Here is a 14,943-nt window from a genome sequence, read left to right on the forward strand (position 1 = left end):
CAACGAGTTACACGAAGTCGCCGGCGTTTATTTAAGCTGCTGGTAGCGCAGGGATATTTCTTTGGCTGCCTGCAGCACGTGTTTGGTCAGTAACGGTATGTTGTCCGGGGTGATGCGCTGGGCTGGTCCGGGCATGCTCACGGTTGCGACGACTTGCCCCTTGGCATTCCGGATCGGAGCGGCAATCGAGGTTATTCCCTCGTGCAGCTCCCCTATGCTTACGGCATATCCTTGTTCCCTGACCTTGCGCAGTAACGCATGCATCAGATGGGCCTCCGTTATGGTTGTTTTTGTGTAGCGCTTTAATCCCTTGTTTATAATACGGTCTACGACTTCTTTCGGCTGATAGGCCAGAAAAACTTGGCCCGAGCTGGTGCAGTGGGCGGGGACCCTGCTGCCGATCTCGGAAAGCGCGGGAATGAAGTCCAGGCCGCCCACGATACGATTGAGAAAGATCACTTCATCCCCCCGAAAAATACCGAAAAGGAAAGACTCCTTCGTCTTCTTTCCCAATTCGTGCAAGACAGGTAAGGCCGCTTGATGGACGGGCATCGTCGATGTGAGGACATTGCTTAATGCCAGAATCGAGATGCCGAGACGATACTGATTCGTATTCTTGTCCTTGGCGATAAAGCCTTCGCTTGCCAATGTCGTGACCAAACGGTGAACGGTGCTCTTGGCGATTCCGAGTTTGTCCGATAGCTCGCTAATCCCGAGCTCCGCTTCCTCCACCGAAAATACATTCAGCAGCCGTATTGCGTTTTGCACAGAGCTGAGCCGTTCGTCTTCTGGAGACTTCATCGTCATTTCCTCCTTCATCATGCACATCTGGTAAAGTCGAAGCTGAATTATTTCGCATTTGTTTAATATAGAAGAAAACTATTGTTTTAAAACAAGGAGTCAAATGCTATCATACATGTCAGGGGCAACAAAGGAAATGGCTTTTTGTAACCGCTTTATTAATGAAAGAATAAGCCAATTGAGAGGAGCTTCAACATGTCACAATCGATTACAGGCAACCCATCTCCGGCAGCGAATGTACTGGCGGATCGTGTAGAAACCGGCTTAAATAAAAAATATACCACGGCTACCGCATTTATGGAAGCGCTTCACGAGGCCGGCGTATCTTGCATTTTTGCGAATTTAGGGAGCGATCACCCTGCAATTATCGAAGAATGGGCGCAGGCTCAATTGCAAAACAAGGACTATCCCCGCATCATTATCTGCCCGCACGAGTTCGTCGCATTGAGTGCTGCACATACTTATGCGCAAATTAGCGGAAAACCGCAGGCGGTGTTTGTCCACGTGGAATGCGGTACACAAAATCTTGGCGGAGCCGTGCATAATGCGGCGAAAGGAAGAGTACCCGTCCTTATTTTTGCCGGGGCATCCCCCTATACCCAGGAAGGCGAGCTTGTCGGAAGCCGGAATGAACATATTCATTGGATTCAAGACGTGTTTGATCAACGCGGCATTGTAAGGCAGTACATGAAATACGATAATGAAATTCGCACGGGGAAAAATGTGAAGCAGCTTGTCCACAGGGCGATACAAATAGCGGAAAGCGATCCGAAAGGACCGGTTTATTTAGTGGCCCCGCGTGAAGTGCTGGAGGAAGAGACCCAACCGATTTCCAGCCGTCGAAGTGAATGGGAACCGTTGTCCCCGAGCGCGATTCACCCCGCTATGGTTTCCGAAATCGCGAACGATCTGCTGAAAGCGAAAAAACCGCTTATCATAACTACCTATTTAGGAAGAAATCCGGAAGCGGTTGATGAACTTGTGAAATTTAGCGAGCGATTGGCCATCCCGGTACTGGAGTCGGCGCCCTATTATTTGAACTTTCCTGGAGATCATCCGTTGCAGGTCGGCTATCAATGGAATAAGCCGGGCCAAAACCCGATTCTTGCCGAGGCTGATCTGATCCTTGTTCTGGACAGTGATGTGCCTTGGATGCCGCTTCATAATAAACCGTCCAAGGATTGCACAATTTACTACATCGATATCGATCCGTTGAAAGAGAAAACGCCTTTGTGGTATATCCCGTCCAAAAGATCTTATAAAGCCGATTCTTTTGTGGCCCTGCAGCAATTGAACGCCTATTTGGATACGGTACGCGACCAGATCGATGACAAAGCCGTACAGGAGCGTTATCAACAATTTACGGAGATTCATAACCGGCAGCGGGAAGAATGGAACCGTCTGGAGCAGCTGAGCGACAGCTCCGTCATTACTCCGGAGTATTTGACAGCGTGCATTCGGGAAGCCATTGACGAGGATACGATTGTACTGTTTGAAACCATTACGAATTATGAGACCGTCAGCAAGCATTTGCCCCGCACGAAACCCGGTACGATTTTTGGAAGCGGCGCAAGCTCTTTAGGATGGCATGGCGGAGGAGCGATCGGCGCCAAGCTGGCGGCTCCTGATCAAACTATCGTCAGTCTTACGGGAGACGGCTCTTATATTTTCAGCAATCCGACACCCGTTCACTGGGTTTCCAAGAAATACAATACGCCGTTTCTGACCGTCATTTATAACAATCATGGATGGGGAGCGCCCCGAATGTCTACGCTCGGCGTCCATCCACAAGGAATTGCCAGTCAGACGGATCAATTTTGGGTCAATTTCGATCCAACGGCCGAATTGGCTAAAGTAGCTGAAGCGGCAGGCGGGGCTTATGCGAGAGTCGTTGAAAAACCTGGCGAATTGATGGAAGCGATCGTGAGCGCTTTGCAAATCGTAAGAGAAGGTCGATCCGCTGTACTTGATGTACGTTTGCCTCAGGTTTCCAAGCAGAGCACGAATTAGGATCCATGGCACTTGTGTAACGACCCTATGGAGGGAACTCGATGAAAAATATATCCAAGTTGTTAAATAACTCCTTGAATATTATGATTGCGCTTTCGCTGGCGTTCATGTGCTTCCTGGTTTTTGGCAATGTGGTATTGCGCTATGCGTTTAATTCAGGAATTACATGGTCTGAGGAAATGTCGCGCTTCTTGTTTGTGTGGATGATATTTCTGGGTTCAATCGGGGCGCTGAAGGATAAGCAGCACCTCGGGGTAGAGATGCTGGTCAAGAAGCTGCCGCCCACGGGAAAGAAGATCGTGTACACCATAAGCAATGTGTTGATTCTCTTTGCATTGTGGCTGATTTTTGAAGGCAGCTGGAAAATGGCCCTGCTCAACCAGGACAGTAAAGCTCCTGCTACCGGATTGCCTATGATCTATTTATACGGTGTCGGTATGATCATGAGCGTGGCGATGGCCATTGTTGTTCTTGTTCATTTGTACCAGGCGTTTTTTCAAAAAGATGCGATTCATGAGCTTACTCGCCTGAAGGAATCGGAAGAAGAAATGCTCGGGGGAATTTATGATCAGGGACAGAGTCTACCGGGAGGAAACCGATCATGACCATTACCATCTTCCTTGGTTCGCTGCTGGGGGCTATGGCTTTAGGCATGCCCATCGCGTTTGCCTTATTGATCAGCGGTGTCGCTTTAATGCTCCTTCTGGGCATGTTTGACAGCCAAATCATTGCCCAGAATTTGTTTGACGGGGCGAACAGCTTCCCGCTCATGGCCGTCCCCTTCTTTATCCTCGCGGGTGAATTGATGAATGCGGGGGGAATTTCGAATCGTATTATCAATTCCGCCTTGTCTTTTGTCGGACATATTCGAGGGGGGTTAGGCTATGTAGCCATCATCGGCAGTGTCATATTTGCCGGTTTATCCGGATCGGCTTTGGCGGATACAGCCGCGCTTGGCGCGATATTGATCCCGATGATGGTAAAGGCCGGTTACGACAGAAACCGTTCGACCGGTTTGATTGCAGCGGGCGGGATTATCGCGCCGATTATCCCGCCGAGCATTCCGCTGATCATCTTCGGGGTTACGAGCGGCGTATCGATTACCAAGCTCTTTCTGGCAGGCATAGTCCCGGGGATTCTGATTGCCGTAGGGCTGGTCATTACCTGGACCATTATCGTTCGCAAAGATAAGGTCGACGTGCTGCCCCGCAGCTCCTTCAAGGAAAAATGGCAGGCGACGAAACAAGCCTTTTGGGCGCTCCTGCTGCCGCTTATCATTATCGGAGGGCTGCGCGGCGGAGTGTTCACCCCAACCGAGGCAGCGGTCGTCGCCGCATTTTACGCCTTATTTGTCGGCCTGGTCATCTACCGTGAATTGAAAATCGAAAATTTGTACCATATCCTCGTGACTTCCGCCAAAACGACGAGTGTGGTCATGTTCCTGGTTGCCGCATCCATGGTGTCGGCATGGCTGATTACGGTAGCCGATATCCCGGCTCTTATCACGGATTTACTGGGTCCGTTTGTTGAAAACAAGCTGGTGCTGCTCCTGTTGATTAACTTATTGGTTTTACTGGTTGGAACAGCTATGGATTTAACGCCTACCATTCTCATTTTGACGCCGGTTCTGATGCCGATTATTGAAATGGCCGGAATTGACCCGGTTTATTTCGGGATTCTCTTCGTGCTCAACAATTGCATTGGTTTGCTGACTCCGCCGGTAGGGGCCGTATTAAACGTTGCATGCGGTGTAGGGAAAATCGAAATGGAAGATATCATGAAGGGGATTTGGCCTTTCTTGCTCGTTGAAGTGCTGATTCTGCTTTTATTGATCCTGTTCCCGTCTTTGGTTACCGTTCCGCTGCAATGGATGACTTCCTAAAAAAACTGATGAAATGAGGGGTTGCTGTGAAAAAGTGGGGGAGAAATGTAGTTGTCGGTTCGATTGTGTCCTGCTTGTTTGTTCTTACAGCTTGCGGCAGCAGTGGAAATAGCGGGGCGAACGGGTCATCAACGCCCGCTTCAAGCCAAACCGCCGGAACCAAGAACATCCAATCGCGTGTCATGAAGGCCGGGATTGTTAGCCCTAAAGGCCATCCGCAAGCGATGGGGCTGGATAAATTCGCCGAAATCGTCGAAAAAAACAGCGGCGGAAAAATGAAAATTCAGAAATTCAATGACGGAACGCTTGGCGACGATAAGAAAATGATGGAGGCGTTGCAGGGCGGTCTGCAAGAAATAGCCGTAATCACCACGCCGCCGGTATTCGGAACGATCAAAGAATTTGGCATATTCGATTTCCCGTTAGTTTTCAAGAATGAGAAAGAAGCCGATGCCATCATGGACGGGCCTATCGGCAAAAAATTGCTCGATAAATTACCGGCGCATAATCTGGTCGGGCTTGCGTACTGGGAAAACGGGTTCCGCAGCATCACCAACAGCAAGCATCCGATTCAAAAGGCCGACGATTTAAAGGGCTTAAAGATTCGCACATTGCCGAACCAAATTCATTTGGAAGCCTTTAAAACCTGGGGCTCCAATCCGACGCCTATGGTATTCGCTGAAGTATTCGCAGCCTTGGAGAGCAAAGCGATTGACGGACAGGAAAATTCATTAGCCGTTATTGAATCGCACAAGCTGTATGAAGTGCAAAAGTATTTAAGCATCACGAATCATCTGTATGCTCCGTTCGTATTTCTTGTCAGCAAGAAGTACTGGGATCAATTATCGGATGAGGAGAAGAAGATTATACAGGATGCCGTTGCCGAATCGACGAAATTCCAGCGGGAAACCAATCGGTCCATGGCTAAGAAAACGTTGGAAAATTTAAAGAGCAAAGGCATGCAGGTCAATGAAATGCCGGCTGAAGAAGTAGCCAAAATGCAGGAAGTGACGAAGCCTCTCATTGATAAATTTTCGAAGGATGTCGGCGAAGATCTGGTGAAAGAGCTGTTCAGCGAGCTGGAGAAATTGAGAAAATAAGCGTCATGGGTGAATAATTGTACGTGATTGAGTTATAGGGGCAAGAGAGGTGCTGGAATGAAAATTGCAATTGCAGGCGCAGGCGCAATGGGATGCCGCTTTGGCTCGATGCTGTATGAGTCCGGGCAATCCGTGACCTTGGTGGACAACTGGCGCGAGCATGTGGAAGAAATCCGGAACAACGGCCTGCGCGTGATCCATGAGGGCGGAACGTCTGCATTTCCGCTGCAGGCCACAACAGATCCTGCCACAGTCGGAGTCGCCGATCTCGTGATTATATTCACCAAAGCGATGCATACGAAAACCGTTATCGTCAATACGCTGCCTATCATCGGACCGCACACCCAGGTGCTGACTTTGCAAAATGGGTTGGGCAATGTGGAAGCCATTACCGCTCATGTCCCTCGAGAACGTGTGATTGCCGGCGTTACCAATTTCGGTACCGAGCTGGTCGCGCCCGGAGTGATTCGTGCGCTTGGTTCAGGGGAAACCAGCATGATGCGCGTAGACGGACAAATCACCGAAGAGTTTCTATTGATTTGCGATAGGCTGAACAAGAGCGGTCTGCATGTAAAAATCGAACCGGACGTTATGAAAATTATTTGGAAAAAAGTCGCTTTTAACGCAGTATATAACCCTCTTGCCGCACTAACCCGATTGAAGACATTGGATATCGGCCGTTATGAGAAGTTTGACCGGCTCGCCTATGGCATCATAGATGAGGTCGTTGCTGTGGCGAAAGCGGAAAACGTCGATATCGATAGGGAGGACATTTATACATCGGTGCAAAGTGTGCTTACGCCGGAAATGTCGGGCGAGCATCTTACATCGATGCTGCAGGATGTGCTGGCCAAACGAGAAACGGAAATCGCCTTTCTCAACGGGGCGATTGCGGATAAAGCGGCGCAATACGGCATTGCAGTTCCCTACAACACGCTGCTCAGTCATCTCATCCGCATGCTGGAAACCACCTATTCCAAACAAGTCGAAGTTCTTAGATGAGGGGAGTAATCGCAAATGACACGTTATGAAGAGTTAAACCGGAGTTTTATTAACGGCCAATGGACAGAAGGCAGGAGTGACCGAACTTACGATATATTAAATCCATACGATGGTTCAACTGTTGCTTCCGTTCGTTTAGCGACAGCAGCGCAGCTTCAAGAAGCGTTTGAAACGGCGAAGAAAGCGCAGAGGGAATGGGCCCAAACTTCTGCGGATGAAAGGAAAGAGATCCTGCATAAGGCAGCCGAATATTTAAAAGCGGACCGTGAAGCGATCGTGGATGTCATTGTTCGCGAAACGGGAGGAAGCGTCTTAAAAGCGAACGTGGAGCACCATCTTGCTTTGGAAGTGCTAGAGGAAGCCATTCATTTTGCGGACGAAATTTATAAGGTGAGAGAAGTTCCTGCTGCGATCGAAGGAAAGGTCAATCATATTCATCGGCTGCCTCTAGGCGTTATCGCATCGATTTCACCTTTCAACTTCCCGTTGAACTTATCGATGAGAACCATTGCACCGGCTATTGCCTTGGGGAACAGCGTCGTACACAAACCCGATATTCAAGTGGGCTTAACCGGAGGCTCTATCATCGCCAAGGCATTCGAGCATGCCGGGCTGCCTGCAGGCGTATTGAATGTTATTTTAACGGATATAACGGAAATTGGAGACGGCATGTTAACGAATCCGCACGCCCAATTGATCAGTTTCACAGGCTCGACGGCGGTGGGAAGACACATTGGTGAAATCGCCGGCAGAAACTTAAAGCGTGTCGCACTTGAGCTTGGAGGAAACAGTCCGTTTGTGGTGTTGTCCGATGCCGACGTCGATCGCGCGGTGGATGCGGCTGTCTTCGGGAAGTTCATTCATCAAGGACAAATTTGCATGATTATTAACCGGTTTATTATCCACAAGGATAAATATGAGGAATTTGTGCAGAAGTTTGTCGAACGGGCCAAGGCAATTCCTTATGGCGACCCAAGAGATCCCAAGACCGTTATCGGTCCTCTCATTAATGAGCGGCAGCTTGAAAAAGCGATCAACGTTATTGAAGAAGCCAAACGTGAAGGGGCGAAGGTTGCCCTGGAAGGGGAACGTATCGGCAACGTACTGACGCCCTATGTATTTACGGAAGTGAGCAACTCCAGCAAACTTGCCCAAACCGAGCTGTTCGCGCCTATCGCAACGATGATTAGAGCCGATACGGACGAAGAAGCCATCCGGATGGCGAACGATACGGAATACGGCTTAAGCTCGGCCATCTTTACGAGTGATTTGGCAAAGGGAGAAGAGCTGGCCCTGCAAATCGACAGCGGGATGACGCATGTTAACGACCAAACCGTGAATGACAGCCCGACGATTCCATTCGGAGGCAACAAAGCAAGCGGTTTAGGCCGGTTTGGGAATCCGTGGATTGTAGAGGAGTTTACCGTTACCAAATGGGTCTCGGTCCAACAAACTTACCGCAAGTATCCGTTCTAAATCCAAACAAGGCGACCGTTTCACGTCATGAACGTGAAGCGGTCGCCTTGTTTGTGCGGGCGGCTGCCGTTCTGAAGCCTGTCTAAGCGTAATGGCCCAATTTGCTGGAAATCTCATTCGCAGCGCTCTTGAGAATGCCAACCGCATGCGGAATATCGAAGTTCCGGATGTGCTCGGTCGGCCCCACAATACTAAGGGCGGCAATCACTCCTCCGGTGTAATCCCGCACAGGCACCCCGATGCTTGCAACCCCCTCGTGTATTTCATCCAGGCATATGGCGTACCCTCGACTGCGAACCTCCGCTAGATGCTGTTTAAACTGTTCAGAGTCGGTAATGGAGTTAGGGCCATAAGGCTGCAGGCGTTCGGCTATTTCTGCAATCATGTCCTCCTTCTGATAGGCGAGAAGAACTTTTCCTGTTCCGGTGCAGGATGCGGGGTTTCGGTTGCCGACCAAGGAGAGCAGGAGATCCGGATGCTTGATTTCCACTTTCTGAAGGTAGGCGACATCGGTGCCTTCCAATATGCCGATAAAGGCGCTCTCGCCCAATTGCTTCGCCAGATTCTCCAGGACAGGAAGCGCAATTCGATGAATTTCCATCTGGGTTGTAATAATACCGGTGTAACGCAGCAGGGCAAGACCAAGACGGTACTTGGACTTGGGGCCTTTTTCCAATAGGCCGTCGGCGGTAAGGAACGTCATAAGATGATAGACGGTGCTTTTATTCAATCCGAGCAGCCGGGCTATTTCGGTTACTCCCAGTTCGGGACGTTCCAAGGAGAACAAACGTAAGATGCGCATCGCATTTTTGACGGAATGGAGCGTGTAATCTTTTTTGTTAAGCGCTTTCATATAACCTCCAACACAATGAGCGGTAGTGGGCTTGCCCCTTACTTTTAGTATAACACGGCACCGGGAGGACTTGAAGGCGAAGATTTCCGTACACTTTCAAATGTGATATGATGGATAACAATTAAAATGCCCAAAATCATTGTGGTTAAACATTAAATGGGTTAGGGGAAATATAGGCAGGACGGAAGGAGTGTTGGCGGATGACGATTTCTTATATTTTGGCGATGGACGAGGCCCGGGGGATTGGGGTTGACAACCGGTTGCCCTGGCATTTACCGGCGGACCTGGCCTATTTTCGCAAGAAGACAACGGGGTATACCATCTTAATGGGACGTAAAACGTATGATTCGATCGGTAAACCGCTGCCGAAGCGCACGAACGTTATTTTGACGCGGGACGCATCGTTTCAGGCCGAAGGCTGTACGGTCATCCGCTCGGTGGAGGAAGCTGCTCAAGTGTACGGACGCGGCGGCCGCAACGAGGAAGAAGAGCTGTTCGTCATCGGCGGAGCCGAAGTGTTTCAGCTGCTGATGCCGTACGCGGATCGGCTGTATATCACGGAAATTGCGCACCGTTTTGAGGCGGATACGTTCTTCCCGGAGCTCGAGCCGCTGGAGTGGCGTGAAGTTTCGCGCGAGCGGGGCGTCAAGGATGAGAAAAATCCGTACGATTATGATTTTGTCGTATACGAGCGCGTAAGGAAGCCGTAGGTTGCGCGGGCAGGGTGCCCCATGGAGGAATGAAAATGTCGGTTTTCGCGCATCTTAAAGGCTGAACGTACACATTGGAGCCGAGAGGAAGATGCCGACATGACCGAAGTGAACCAGCATCAAATGCCGCTGCGCCACGTCATCGACAACACCGAGAAGGCCATTCAAGTTGCCAAAGATGCGGAAATGGCCGTCAGACACGCCCAATTGGAGTCGAACCCGCACAAGGTGCAGGCTGCTTTGGCCGAGATGGAAGCCGCACAGCATGCGCTGCATAAAGCGCAGGGCCAGATGGTCGCCAAAGATAACGACCATCATCACCAAGAGCTTGCGCAGGTGCAGGATCAATTGACGCAAGCGATACAAAGTCTGGATGTTACCGCTTCGAACACACATCAGCCGAAGCAAGTCCGTTAAAAGCGGTACCGGTTCAAACCAAAAAACAGCTGGAGGTTGGCTTCATGCCATACCGTCCAAGCTGTTTTTTTGCAGTACATTTACTTGCGGCCGCGTCCCTGACCTTGCCAGCCGCCTTGCCCTTGACCATGTATTTGCCCATACTCCTGCCCATGCCCGCCGTATCCGCCATGTCCGTAATAATGTTCGTGTCCGCCATAGTGGTGGTGCGGATGGTAGTGGTACGGATGGTAGTGGTGCGGATGATAGTGGTGCGGATGGTAGTGGTGCGGATGGTAATGGGGTTGTGGATGATGGTACGGATAATGTGAACCGGACCAGCTTCTCTCCTGATCTTGAATTTGCGGATAACCGCTGGAAGAACGCGTATTTGCTGGCATAAGTCATTCTCTCCCTCGCTGTGTGAGTGTGCTGATTACGTAATAAGTATATGACGAACACACAGAAGGGTGTGCAGGTGCCTTAGCAATTGGGCTGATTTTTTCGGGAAGTCTATTATGAATCCGAATCCTTCATGGACCGCAGCGCCTTCAGCGGATAGAACGTTCCCCGCCAATAAATGCCGCCTTGGCGCAAAGTCAATCCGACCGAGCGGACGACGACATAGGTTAACAGCAGGACGGCGGCAGGCAGAGCGATCGTTTCGATGCCGCTTCCGCCGGTCATGGCGCGAATCAACAGCAAGTAAACGACGACCATCAGCGCCGCAGACAAGGCGAACGTCCAGGCGCTCCAGCCGGGAAGCAGCAGCCACGCGATCCACGGGAAGAAGAACAAGCCGAGCTGGCCGCAAACCCCCAGCGCCGCTTTCCACAAACGGTAGCCGAAGCCGGAAAATAAATTTTTCTCCAGCCCGCGGACGGCGTCGTGCAGGGTGGCATACCATTCGACCTCAATATGGTCCGCTCCCGAGGCGAGCCGCTGCCGCAATCGGGCGCGTTTCACCAGTCGTCCGAGCTGCAAGTCGTCGTCGGGCCGCATGGCCAACGCCTTGTGTGTGCCGATTCGCTCGTAAGCGTGCCGAGTAATCAAGTTGAAGGCCCCGATGCCCATGCCGTGCTTGTGCTGAAAATCGTCGTTAGAGCGCCAAGGACGCACATACAAGCCGAGCGTAAAGAAGAAATATTGCACGAACGCCTTCAGCCAAAAGCCCCGCATCCGCATTCGGGGAGCCAGCGTCAGATGATCGGCTTGCTCCTCTTGCAAATAATGAACCGCGTCGGAAACCGTGTTCGGGGCAAACTTGACATCGGCGTCGGTAAACAGCAAGTATTTGCCGCGAGCCTGGGCGTAGCCTTGATACAGCGCGTGGTTTTTCCCGATCCAGCCGGACGGGAGCGATGTAATATGAATGATGCGTACCGGTATGTGAAGATCGCCGCGGTTCTCGGACCAGCGCCTGAGCTCGTCCAGCTTGCGGCCGGTGCTGTCGCGCGAGCGGTCGTTCACGGCGATAATCTCGATTCGCGGATAGGTTTGATCGAGCAGATGCTTCACCGTATCGGCAATCGTTGACTCTTCCTCCTTCGCGGCGATGATGATCGATACGAGCGGTGGAAGGGAGGGCGCCTGCTTGTCCGCCGACCGCTTAGGCTGCGCCGGTATAGTCGGATGACCCGCGTAACGGGGCAGCTTGAACATCCATCGCCGGGCACGAAGCACGTCCAGCAGCATGAAGAGCCAGTAGCCAAGCGCTGCTAAGGCCAAGCCTTCCGTGAAATTCATGGTTCACCTTCATTCTGTACTCGGTTTTCAGAAAATTATAGCATGCCTGGATCAGGCGCAACAAATGCTGCGGGGCGTTGTCCAGTCGCCTGATGCTGCCATATAATAAAAGAATGAAGATTCGGCAGCTAGAATCGGGTGAGGGGGAATGGCGATGGGGGGAGATACGGCGCAGCCGTTATTTCGGAAAAAGGTAAGGGCGGACGAACTGCCTGAGTTTCTGCGGTTGATCCGGCAGCAGGGGGTGACGACGCTTGACCTGTTGTTTCTTTGTATTGGAACGGATCGCTCGACTGGGGATGCGCTCGGGCCTCTCATCGGCTCGATGCTGGAGGAGTCCGGCTACCGGCATGTGATCGGAACGCTTGCGCATCCTTTGGATGCGAGCAATCTGTTCGAGCGTCTCCATGAAATACCGCCGGGCAAAGTGGCGATCGCTATCGATGCCTGTCTTGGGCAGGCGTCCTCGTTAGGATGGTACCAGGTATCGAACCGACCGATCGCACCGGGCAAATCTGTCGGCAAGCAGCTGCCCCTGCTGGGCACGTATTCGATAGCCGGGATCGTGAACATGGATGCCGGGCAGAAGTACGCCATCTTGCAGAGCACGTCCCTGAACCGGGTGATGAATATGGCCCGAGAAGTGACGGCGGCGATTCGCGCCGTATTTCCTCTTCCTCCAGAATCGGAAGGCAAGCATAAGGAGGAGCGTTCATGAGAGGAATGGGCGCAGGCGGATCGAGACACGATCTGCAGGAGCGCGGCCAGGCGGAGCTCAAGGACGTGCCGTTGTCCCGCATATACGGACTGTTCCGCAAGTACAGGGGGCAGTTGACAGCGATCGTGCTGCTGGCGCTGGTCGGCGGCGTGATCGGTCTCATCCCCCCGCTCGTGATGCGGGAGATCATCGATCATGCGCTGCCGGAAGGCAATAAAACGGGACTGCTCGTCATGGTCGGTCTGCTCGTGCTGCTGCCGCTCGCGAGCGGGCTGCTCGGCGTTTGGCAAAACCATCAGAACACGAAGGTCGCTCAAGGCGTTATGCGCGATTTACGGCAGTCGCTGTTCGCCAATCTGCAGCGGCAATCGCTGGGGTTCTTTACCGACGCGAAAGCGGGCGAGATCATCCAGCGGCTGACCGGGGACGTACAGGCGGTGCAGAACGTCGTCTCCACGCTCGTTGTCTCGGCGGTAACGCAATCCGCGATCGTGCTGACGAGTGTCGGCATTTTGTTCGCGCTGGATTGGCAGCTGGCGATCTTGGCGACGGTCATCCTGCCGTTGTTCCTGCTGCCGGTTCGGCAAGTGTCGGCGATCCGCAAGCGGCTCCGCATCGAGACGCAGCGCGTGCGGGGCGATATGTCCGCCCGTCTGGGCGAAATCTTCGGCGTGTCGGGCGCGCTGCTGACCCGCATCTTTCAGCAGGAGCCGCAGCAGCAGCGGCAGTTCTCCGAGCTGAACGAACGGGTTATGCAGCTGGAGCTTCGGCTCAATTTGGTCGGGCGCTGGTTCGGGATGGTCATCGGGGTGCTGGGGCCGCTCGGAACCGCCCTGATTTATTTGTACGGCGGCTGGAAGGTGATCGAGGGAACGATGACGATCGGCAGCATCGTCGCCTTCGCCGCTTACCTCGGCATGCTATACGGACCGGTCGCCACGCTGCTCAATTTGCGGGTGGAGCTGGGAACGGTGCTCGGCGTGTTTCAACGGCTGTTCGAGTACGAGGATGTGGTTCCCGAAATTAGCGATCGTGAAGGCGCCGAGCCGCTTCGGGAGGTGGAAGGCCGCATCGAATATTGCGGCGTCTCCTATGCTTATCAGCCGGGACAATATGCGCTGCAGGACGTGACTTTCAGCGCGAATCCGGGCGAAGTGACGGCAATCGTCGGGCCGAGCGGCGCGGGCAAGTCGACGCTGATCGGACTGATTGCGCGGTTATACGATCCGACCGAAGGGGCTGTTACCATCGACGGTCGCGATATCCGGGACGTCACGCTCCACAGCTTGCGGAAACAAATGGCTTTCGTGACTCAAGAGTCGTTCCTGTTTCACGATACGGTACGTCAAAATCTGCTCTTTGCGAAGCCCGAAGCCTCGCAGGAAGAAATCGAGGAGGCCTGTAGACAGGCCTATATCCATGAGGTCATCTCCGCCTTGCCGCAAGGCTACGATACGATGGTTGGCGAGCGGGGGCACCGGCTCTCCGGCGGCGAACGCCAGCGGCTGTCGATTGCCCGCGCGATCTTGAAGGACCCGCGCATCCTTATCCTCGACGAAGCGACTTCGCATCTCGATTCGGCTTCGGAAGCATTCGTGCAGGCGGCGCTTGACGAGCTGATGCGCGGGCGGACGACGCTCGTCATCGCACACCGGCTGTCGACAATTTTGACCGCCGACCGCATCGTAGTCATGGAGGCGGGGCGTATCGCGGAGACCGGAAGACATGCCGGGCTGCTTGCGGCGGATGGGCTGTACGCGAAGCTGTACCGCACGCAATTCGCCAAAGCCGGGGCTGATGCTGAAGCGGAGCTGCGCGCTTCTACCGCCAAGTCACGGTAGAAGCCGATTGCGGCATGGCACCGCGGAACGAACACATAACGAAAAGCGGAACCGGATGCAGGATCACAGTTCCGCTTTTCGTTATGCCGTCATTTTCAGGCCGATAAGGCCGACCAGAATGGCGATCAAAAAACCGATCCGCAGCAAATCGCGCGGTTCCCCGAGAAACAGCATGCCGATCACAACCGTACCGACGGCGCCGATACCGGTCCAGACGGCGTAAGCGGTGCCCATCGGCAGCGTTTTGATCGCGAGCGACAGGAAATAGAAGCTGACGATCATGCCGGCTGCCGTCAGGATGCTTGGCGTCAGCCGCGTCCACCCGTTCGTATATTTTAACCCGATGGCCCAAAAAACCTCCATCAATCCGGCAATCACCAAATAAACCCAAGCCATGGTGCTTATCTC

15 protein-coding genes are annotated in these 14,943 nt (G+C 52.8%); 10 read left to right on the forward strand and 5 right to left on the reverse strand.

Annotated elements, in window-relative coordinates:
• Positions 1 to 27: 27 nt before the first annotated feature.
• A complete protein-coding gene (locus tag JMF85_RS08230; RefSeq protein WP_201318043.1) occupies positions 28 to 801 on the reverse strand; it encodes an IclR family transcriptional regulator in 774 nt (257 codons plus the stop codon).
• A gap of 195 nt (positions 802 to 996) precedes the next feature.
• Here JMF85_RS08230 and JMF85_RS08235 point away from each other — a divergent pair, with 195 nt between their 5' ends.
• The 6 genes from JMF85_RS08235 to JMF85_RS08260 are packed head-to-tail and all read left to right on the forward strand — an operon-like array spanning position 997 to position 8,271.
• Positions 997 to 2,811: a thiamine pyrophosphate-requiring protein gene (locus tag JMF85_RS08235; RefSeq protein ID WP_141336523.1), complete on the forward strand. Its 1,815-nt coding sequence runs from the start codon at positions 997 to 999 to the stop codon at positions 2,809 to 2,811.
• Between the two features lie 41 nt (positions 2,812 to 2,852).
• A complete protein-coding gene (locus JMF85_RS08240; RefSeq protein WP_127608777.1) occupies positions 2,853 to 3,416 on the forward strand; it encodes a TRAP transporter small permease in 564 nt (187 codons plus the stop codon).
• A complete protein-coding gene (locus JMF85_RS08245; protein ID WP_201318044.1) occupies positions 3,413 to 4,693 on the forward strand; it encodes a TRAP transporter large permease in 1,281 nt (426 codons plus the stop codon). The genes JMF85_RS08240 and JMF85_RS08245 overlap by 4 nt, the downstream gene beginning before the upstream one ends.
• 26 nt (positions 4,694 to 4,719) lie before the next feature.
• Positions 4,720 to 5,793: a TRAP transporter substrate-binding protein gene (locus JMF85_RS08250; RefSeq protein WP_236595781.1), complete on the forward strand. Its 1,074-nt coding sequence runs from the start codon at positions 4,720 to 4,722 to the stop codon at positions 5,791 to 5,793.
• Positions 5,794 to 5,850: 57 nt separating this feature from the next.
• Positions 5,851 to 6,795 (forward strand): ketopantoate reductase family protein, encoded by a 945-nt coding sequence (locus JMF85_RS08255; RefSeq protein ID WP_155615055.1) that lies wholly within the window; start codon positions 5,851 to 5,853, stop codon positions 6,793 to 6,795.
• A 15-nt stretch (positions 6,796 to 6,810) separates the two neighbouring features.
• On the forward strand, positions 6,811 to 8,271 hold the full coding sequence (locus JMF85_RS08260) for an aldehyde dehydrogenase family protein (RefSeq protein WP_054797994.1): 1,461 nt from the start codon (positions 6,811 to 6,813) through the stop codon (positions 8,269 to 8,271).
• 82 nt (positions 8,272 to 8,353) lie between these two features.
• Here the strand turns inward: JMF85_RS08260 and JMF85_RS08265 are convergent, their stop codons facing one another.
• Entirely contained in the window at positions 8,354 to 9,124 is a 771-nt protein-coding gene (locus JMF85_RS08265; protein WP_127608773.1) for an IclR family transcriptional regulator, read from the reverse strand.
• Between the two features lie 200 nt (positions 9,125 to 9,324).
• On the opposite strand from JMF85_RS08265, the gene JMF85_RS08270 reads away from it, so the two are divergent.
• The gene (locus JMF85_RS08270; protein ID WP_201318045.1) at positions 9,325 to 9,834 is read left to right on the forward strand and encodes a dihydrofolate reductase; all 510 of its coding nucleotides are present in this window, start codon (positions 9,325 to 9,327) and stop codon (positions 9,832 to 9,834) included.
• A gap of 99 nt (positions 9,835 to 9,933) precedes the next feature.
• Positions 9,934 to 10,251, forward strand: coding sequence for a hypothetical protein (locus JMF85_RS08275; protein WP_054797996.1), 318 nt, complete (start codon positions 9,934 to 9,936; stop codon positions 10,249 to 10,251).
• Between the two features lie 80 nt (positions 10,252 to 10,331).
• Here the strand turns inward: JMF85_RS08275 and JMF85_RS08280 are convergent, their stop codons facing one another.
• Both JMF85_RS08280 and JMF85_RS08285 read right to left on the reverse strand, forming a co-directional pair.
• Positions 10,332 to 10,631, reverse strand: coding sequence for a hypothetical protein (locus JMF85_RS08280; RefSeq protein ID WP_201318046.1), 300 nt, complete (start codon positions 10,629 to 10,631; stop codon positions 10,332 to 10,334).
• A 115-nt stretch (positions 10,632 to 10,746) separates the two neighbouring features.
• Positions 10,747 to 11,976 (reverse strand): glycosyltransferase family 2 protein, encoded by a 1,230-nt coding sequence (locus tag JMF85_RS08285; RefSeq protein WP_054797997.1) that lies wholly within the window; start codon positions 11,974 to 11,976, stop codon positions 10,747 to 10,749.
• Positions 11,977 to 12,130: 154 nt separating this feature from the next.
• Between JMF85_RS08285 and yyaC the strand changes: the two genes are divergently transcribed.
• Both yyaC and JMF85_RS08295 read left to right on the forward strand, forming a co-directional pair.
• Positions 12,131 to 12,694, forward strand: a complete 564-nt coding sequence (gene yyaC, locus JMF85_RS08290) for a spore protease YyaC (protein WP_201318047.1) — start codon at positions 12,131 to 12,133, stop codon at positions 12,692 to 12,694.
• Complete coding sequence (locus JMF85_RS08295; RefSeq protein WP_201318048.1) at positions 12,691 to 14,535, forward strand: ABC transporter ATP-binding protein; 1,845 nt, start codon at positions 12,691 to 12,693, stop codon at positions 14,533 to 14,535. The genes yyaC and JMF85_RS08295 overlap by 4 nt, the downstream gene beginning before the upstream one ends.
• An 81-nt stretch (positions 14,536 to 14,616) precedes the next feature.
• On the opposite strand, the gene sugE is transcribed toward JMF85_RS08295, so the two are convergent.
• Complete coding sequence (sugE, locus tag JMF85_RS08300; RefSeq protein WP_127608771.1) at positions 14,617 to 14,931, reverse strand: quaternary ammonium compound efflux SMR transporter SugE; 315 nt, start codon at positions 14,929 to 14,931, stop codon at positions 14,617 to 14,619.
• Positions 14,932 to 14,943: the final 12 nt, after the last annotated feature.

Origin of the sequence: Paenibacillus sp. EPM92 (assembly GCF_016586185.1) — a bacterium.
GTDB lineage: Bacteria > Bacillota > Bacilli > Paenibacillales > NBRC-103111 > Paenibacillus_G > Paenibacillus_G validus.

Bases quoted from the DNA above. Each gene is read 5' to 3' on its own strand.
- JMF85_RS08265 (WP_127608773.1), bottom strand. From the start codon at position 9,124: ATGAAAGCGCTTAACAAAAAAGATTACACGCTCCATTCCGTCAAAAAT.
- JMF85_RS08275 (WP_054797996.1), top strand. From the start codon at position 9,934: ATGACCGAAGTGAACCAGCATCAAATGCCGCTGCGCCACGTCATCGAC.
- JMF85_RS08295 (WP_201318048.1), top strand. From the start codon at position 12,691: ATGAGAGGAATGGGCGCAGGCGGATCGAGACACGATCTGCAGGAGCGC.
- JMF85_RS08270 (WP_201318045.1), top strand. From the start codon at position 9,325: ATGACGATTTCTTATATTTTGGCGATGGACGAGGCCCGGGGGATTGGG.
- sugE (WP_127608771.1), bottom strand. From the start codon at position 14,931: ATGGCTTGGGTTTATTTGGTGATTGCCGGATTGATGGAGGTTTTTTGG.
- JMF85_RS08280 (WP_201318046.1), bottom strand. From the start codon at position 10,631: ATGCCAGCAAATACGCGTTCTTCCAGCGGTTATCCGCAAATTCAAGAT.
- JMF85_RS08245 (WP_201318044.1), top strand. From the start codon at position 3,413: ATGACCATTACCATCTTCCTTGGTTCGCTGCTGGGGGCTATGGCTTTA.
- JMF85_RS08255 (WP_155615055.1), top strand. From the start codon at position 5,851: ATGAAAATTGCAATTGCAGGCGCAGGCGCAATGGGATGCCGCTTTGGC.
- yyaC (WP_201318047.1), top strand. From the start codon at position 12,131: ATGGGGGGAGATACGGCGCAGCCGTTATTTCGGAAAAAGGTAAGGGCG.
- JMF85_RS08230 (WP_201318043.1), bottom strand. From the start codon at position 801: ATGAAGTCTCCAGAAGACGAACGGCTCAGCTCTGTGCAAAACGCAATA.
- JMF85_RS08285 (WP_054797997.1), bottom strand. From the start codon at position 11,976: ATGAATTTCACGGAAGGCTTGGCCTTAGCAGCGCTTGGCTACTGGCTC.
- JMF85_RS08240 (WP_127608777.1), top strand. From the start codon at position 2,853: ATGAAAAATATATCCAAGTTGTTAAATAACTCCTTGAATATTATGATT.
- JMF85_RS08260 (WP_054797994.1), top strand. From the start codon at position 6,811: ATGACACGTTATGAAGAGTTAAACCGGAGTTTTATTAACGGCCAATGG.
- JMF85_RS08235 (WP_141336523.1), top strand. From the start codon at position 997: ATGTCACAATCGATTACAGGCAACCCATCTCCGGCAGCGAATGTACTG.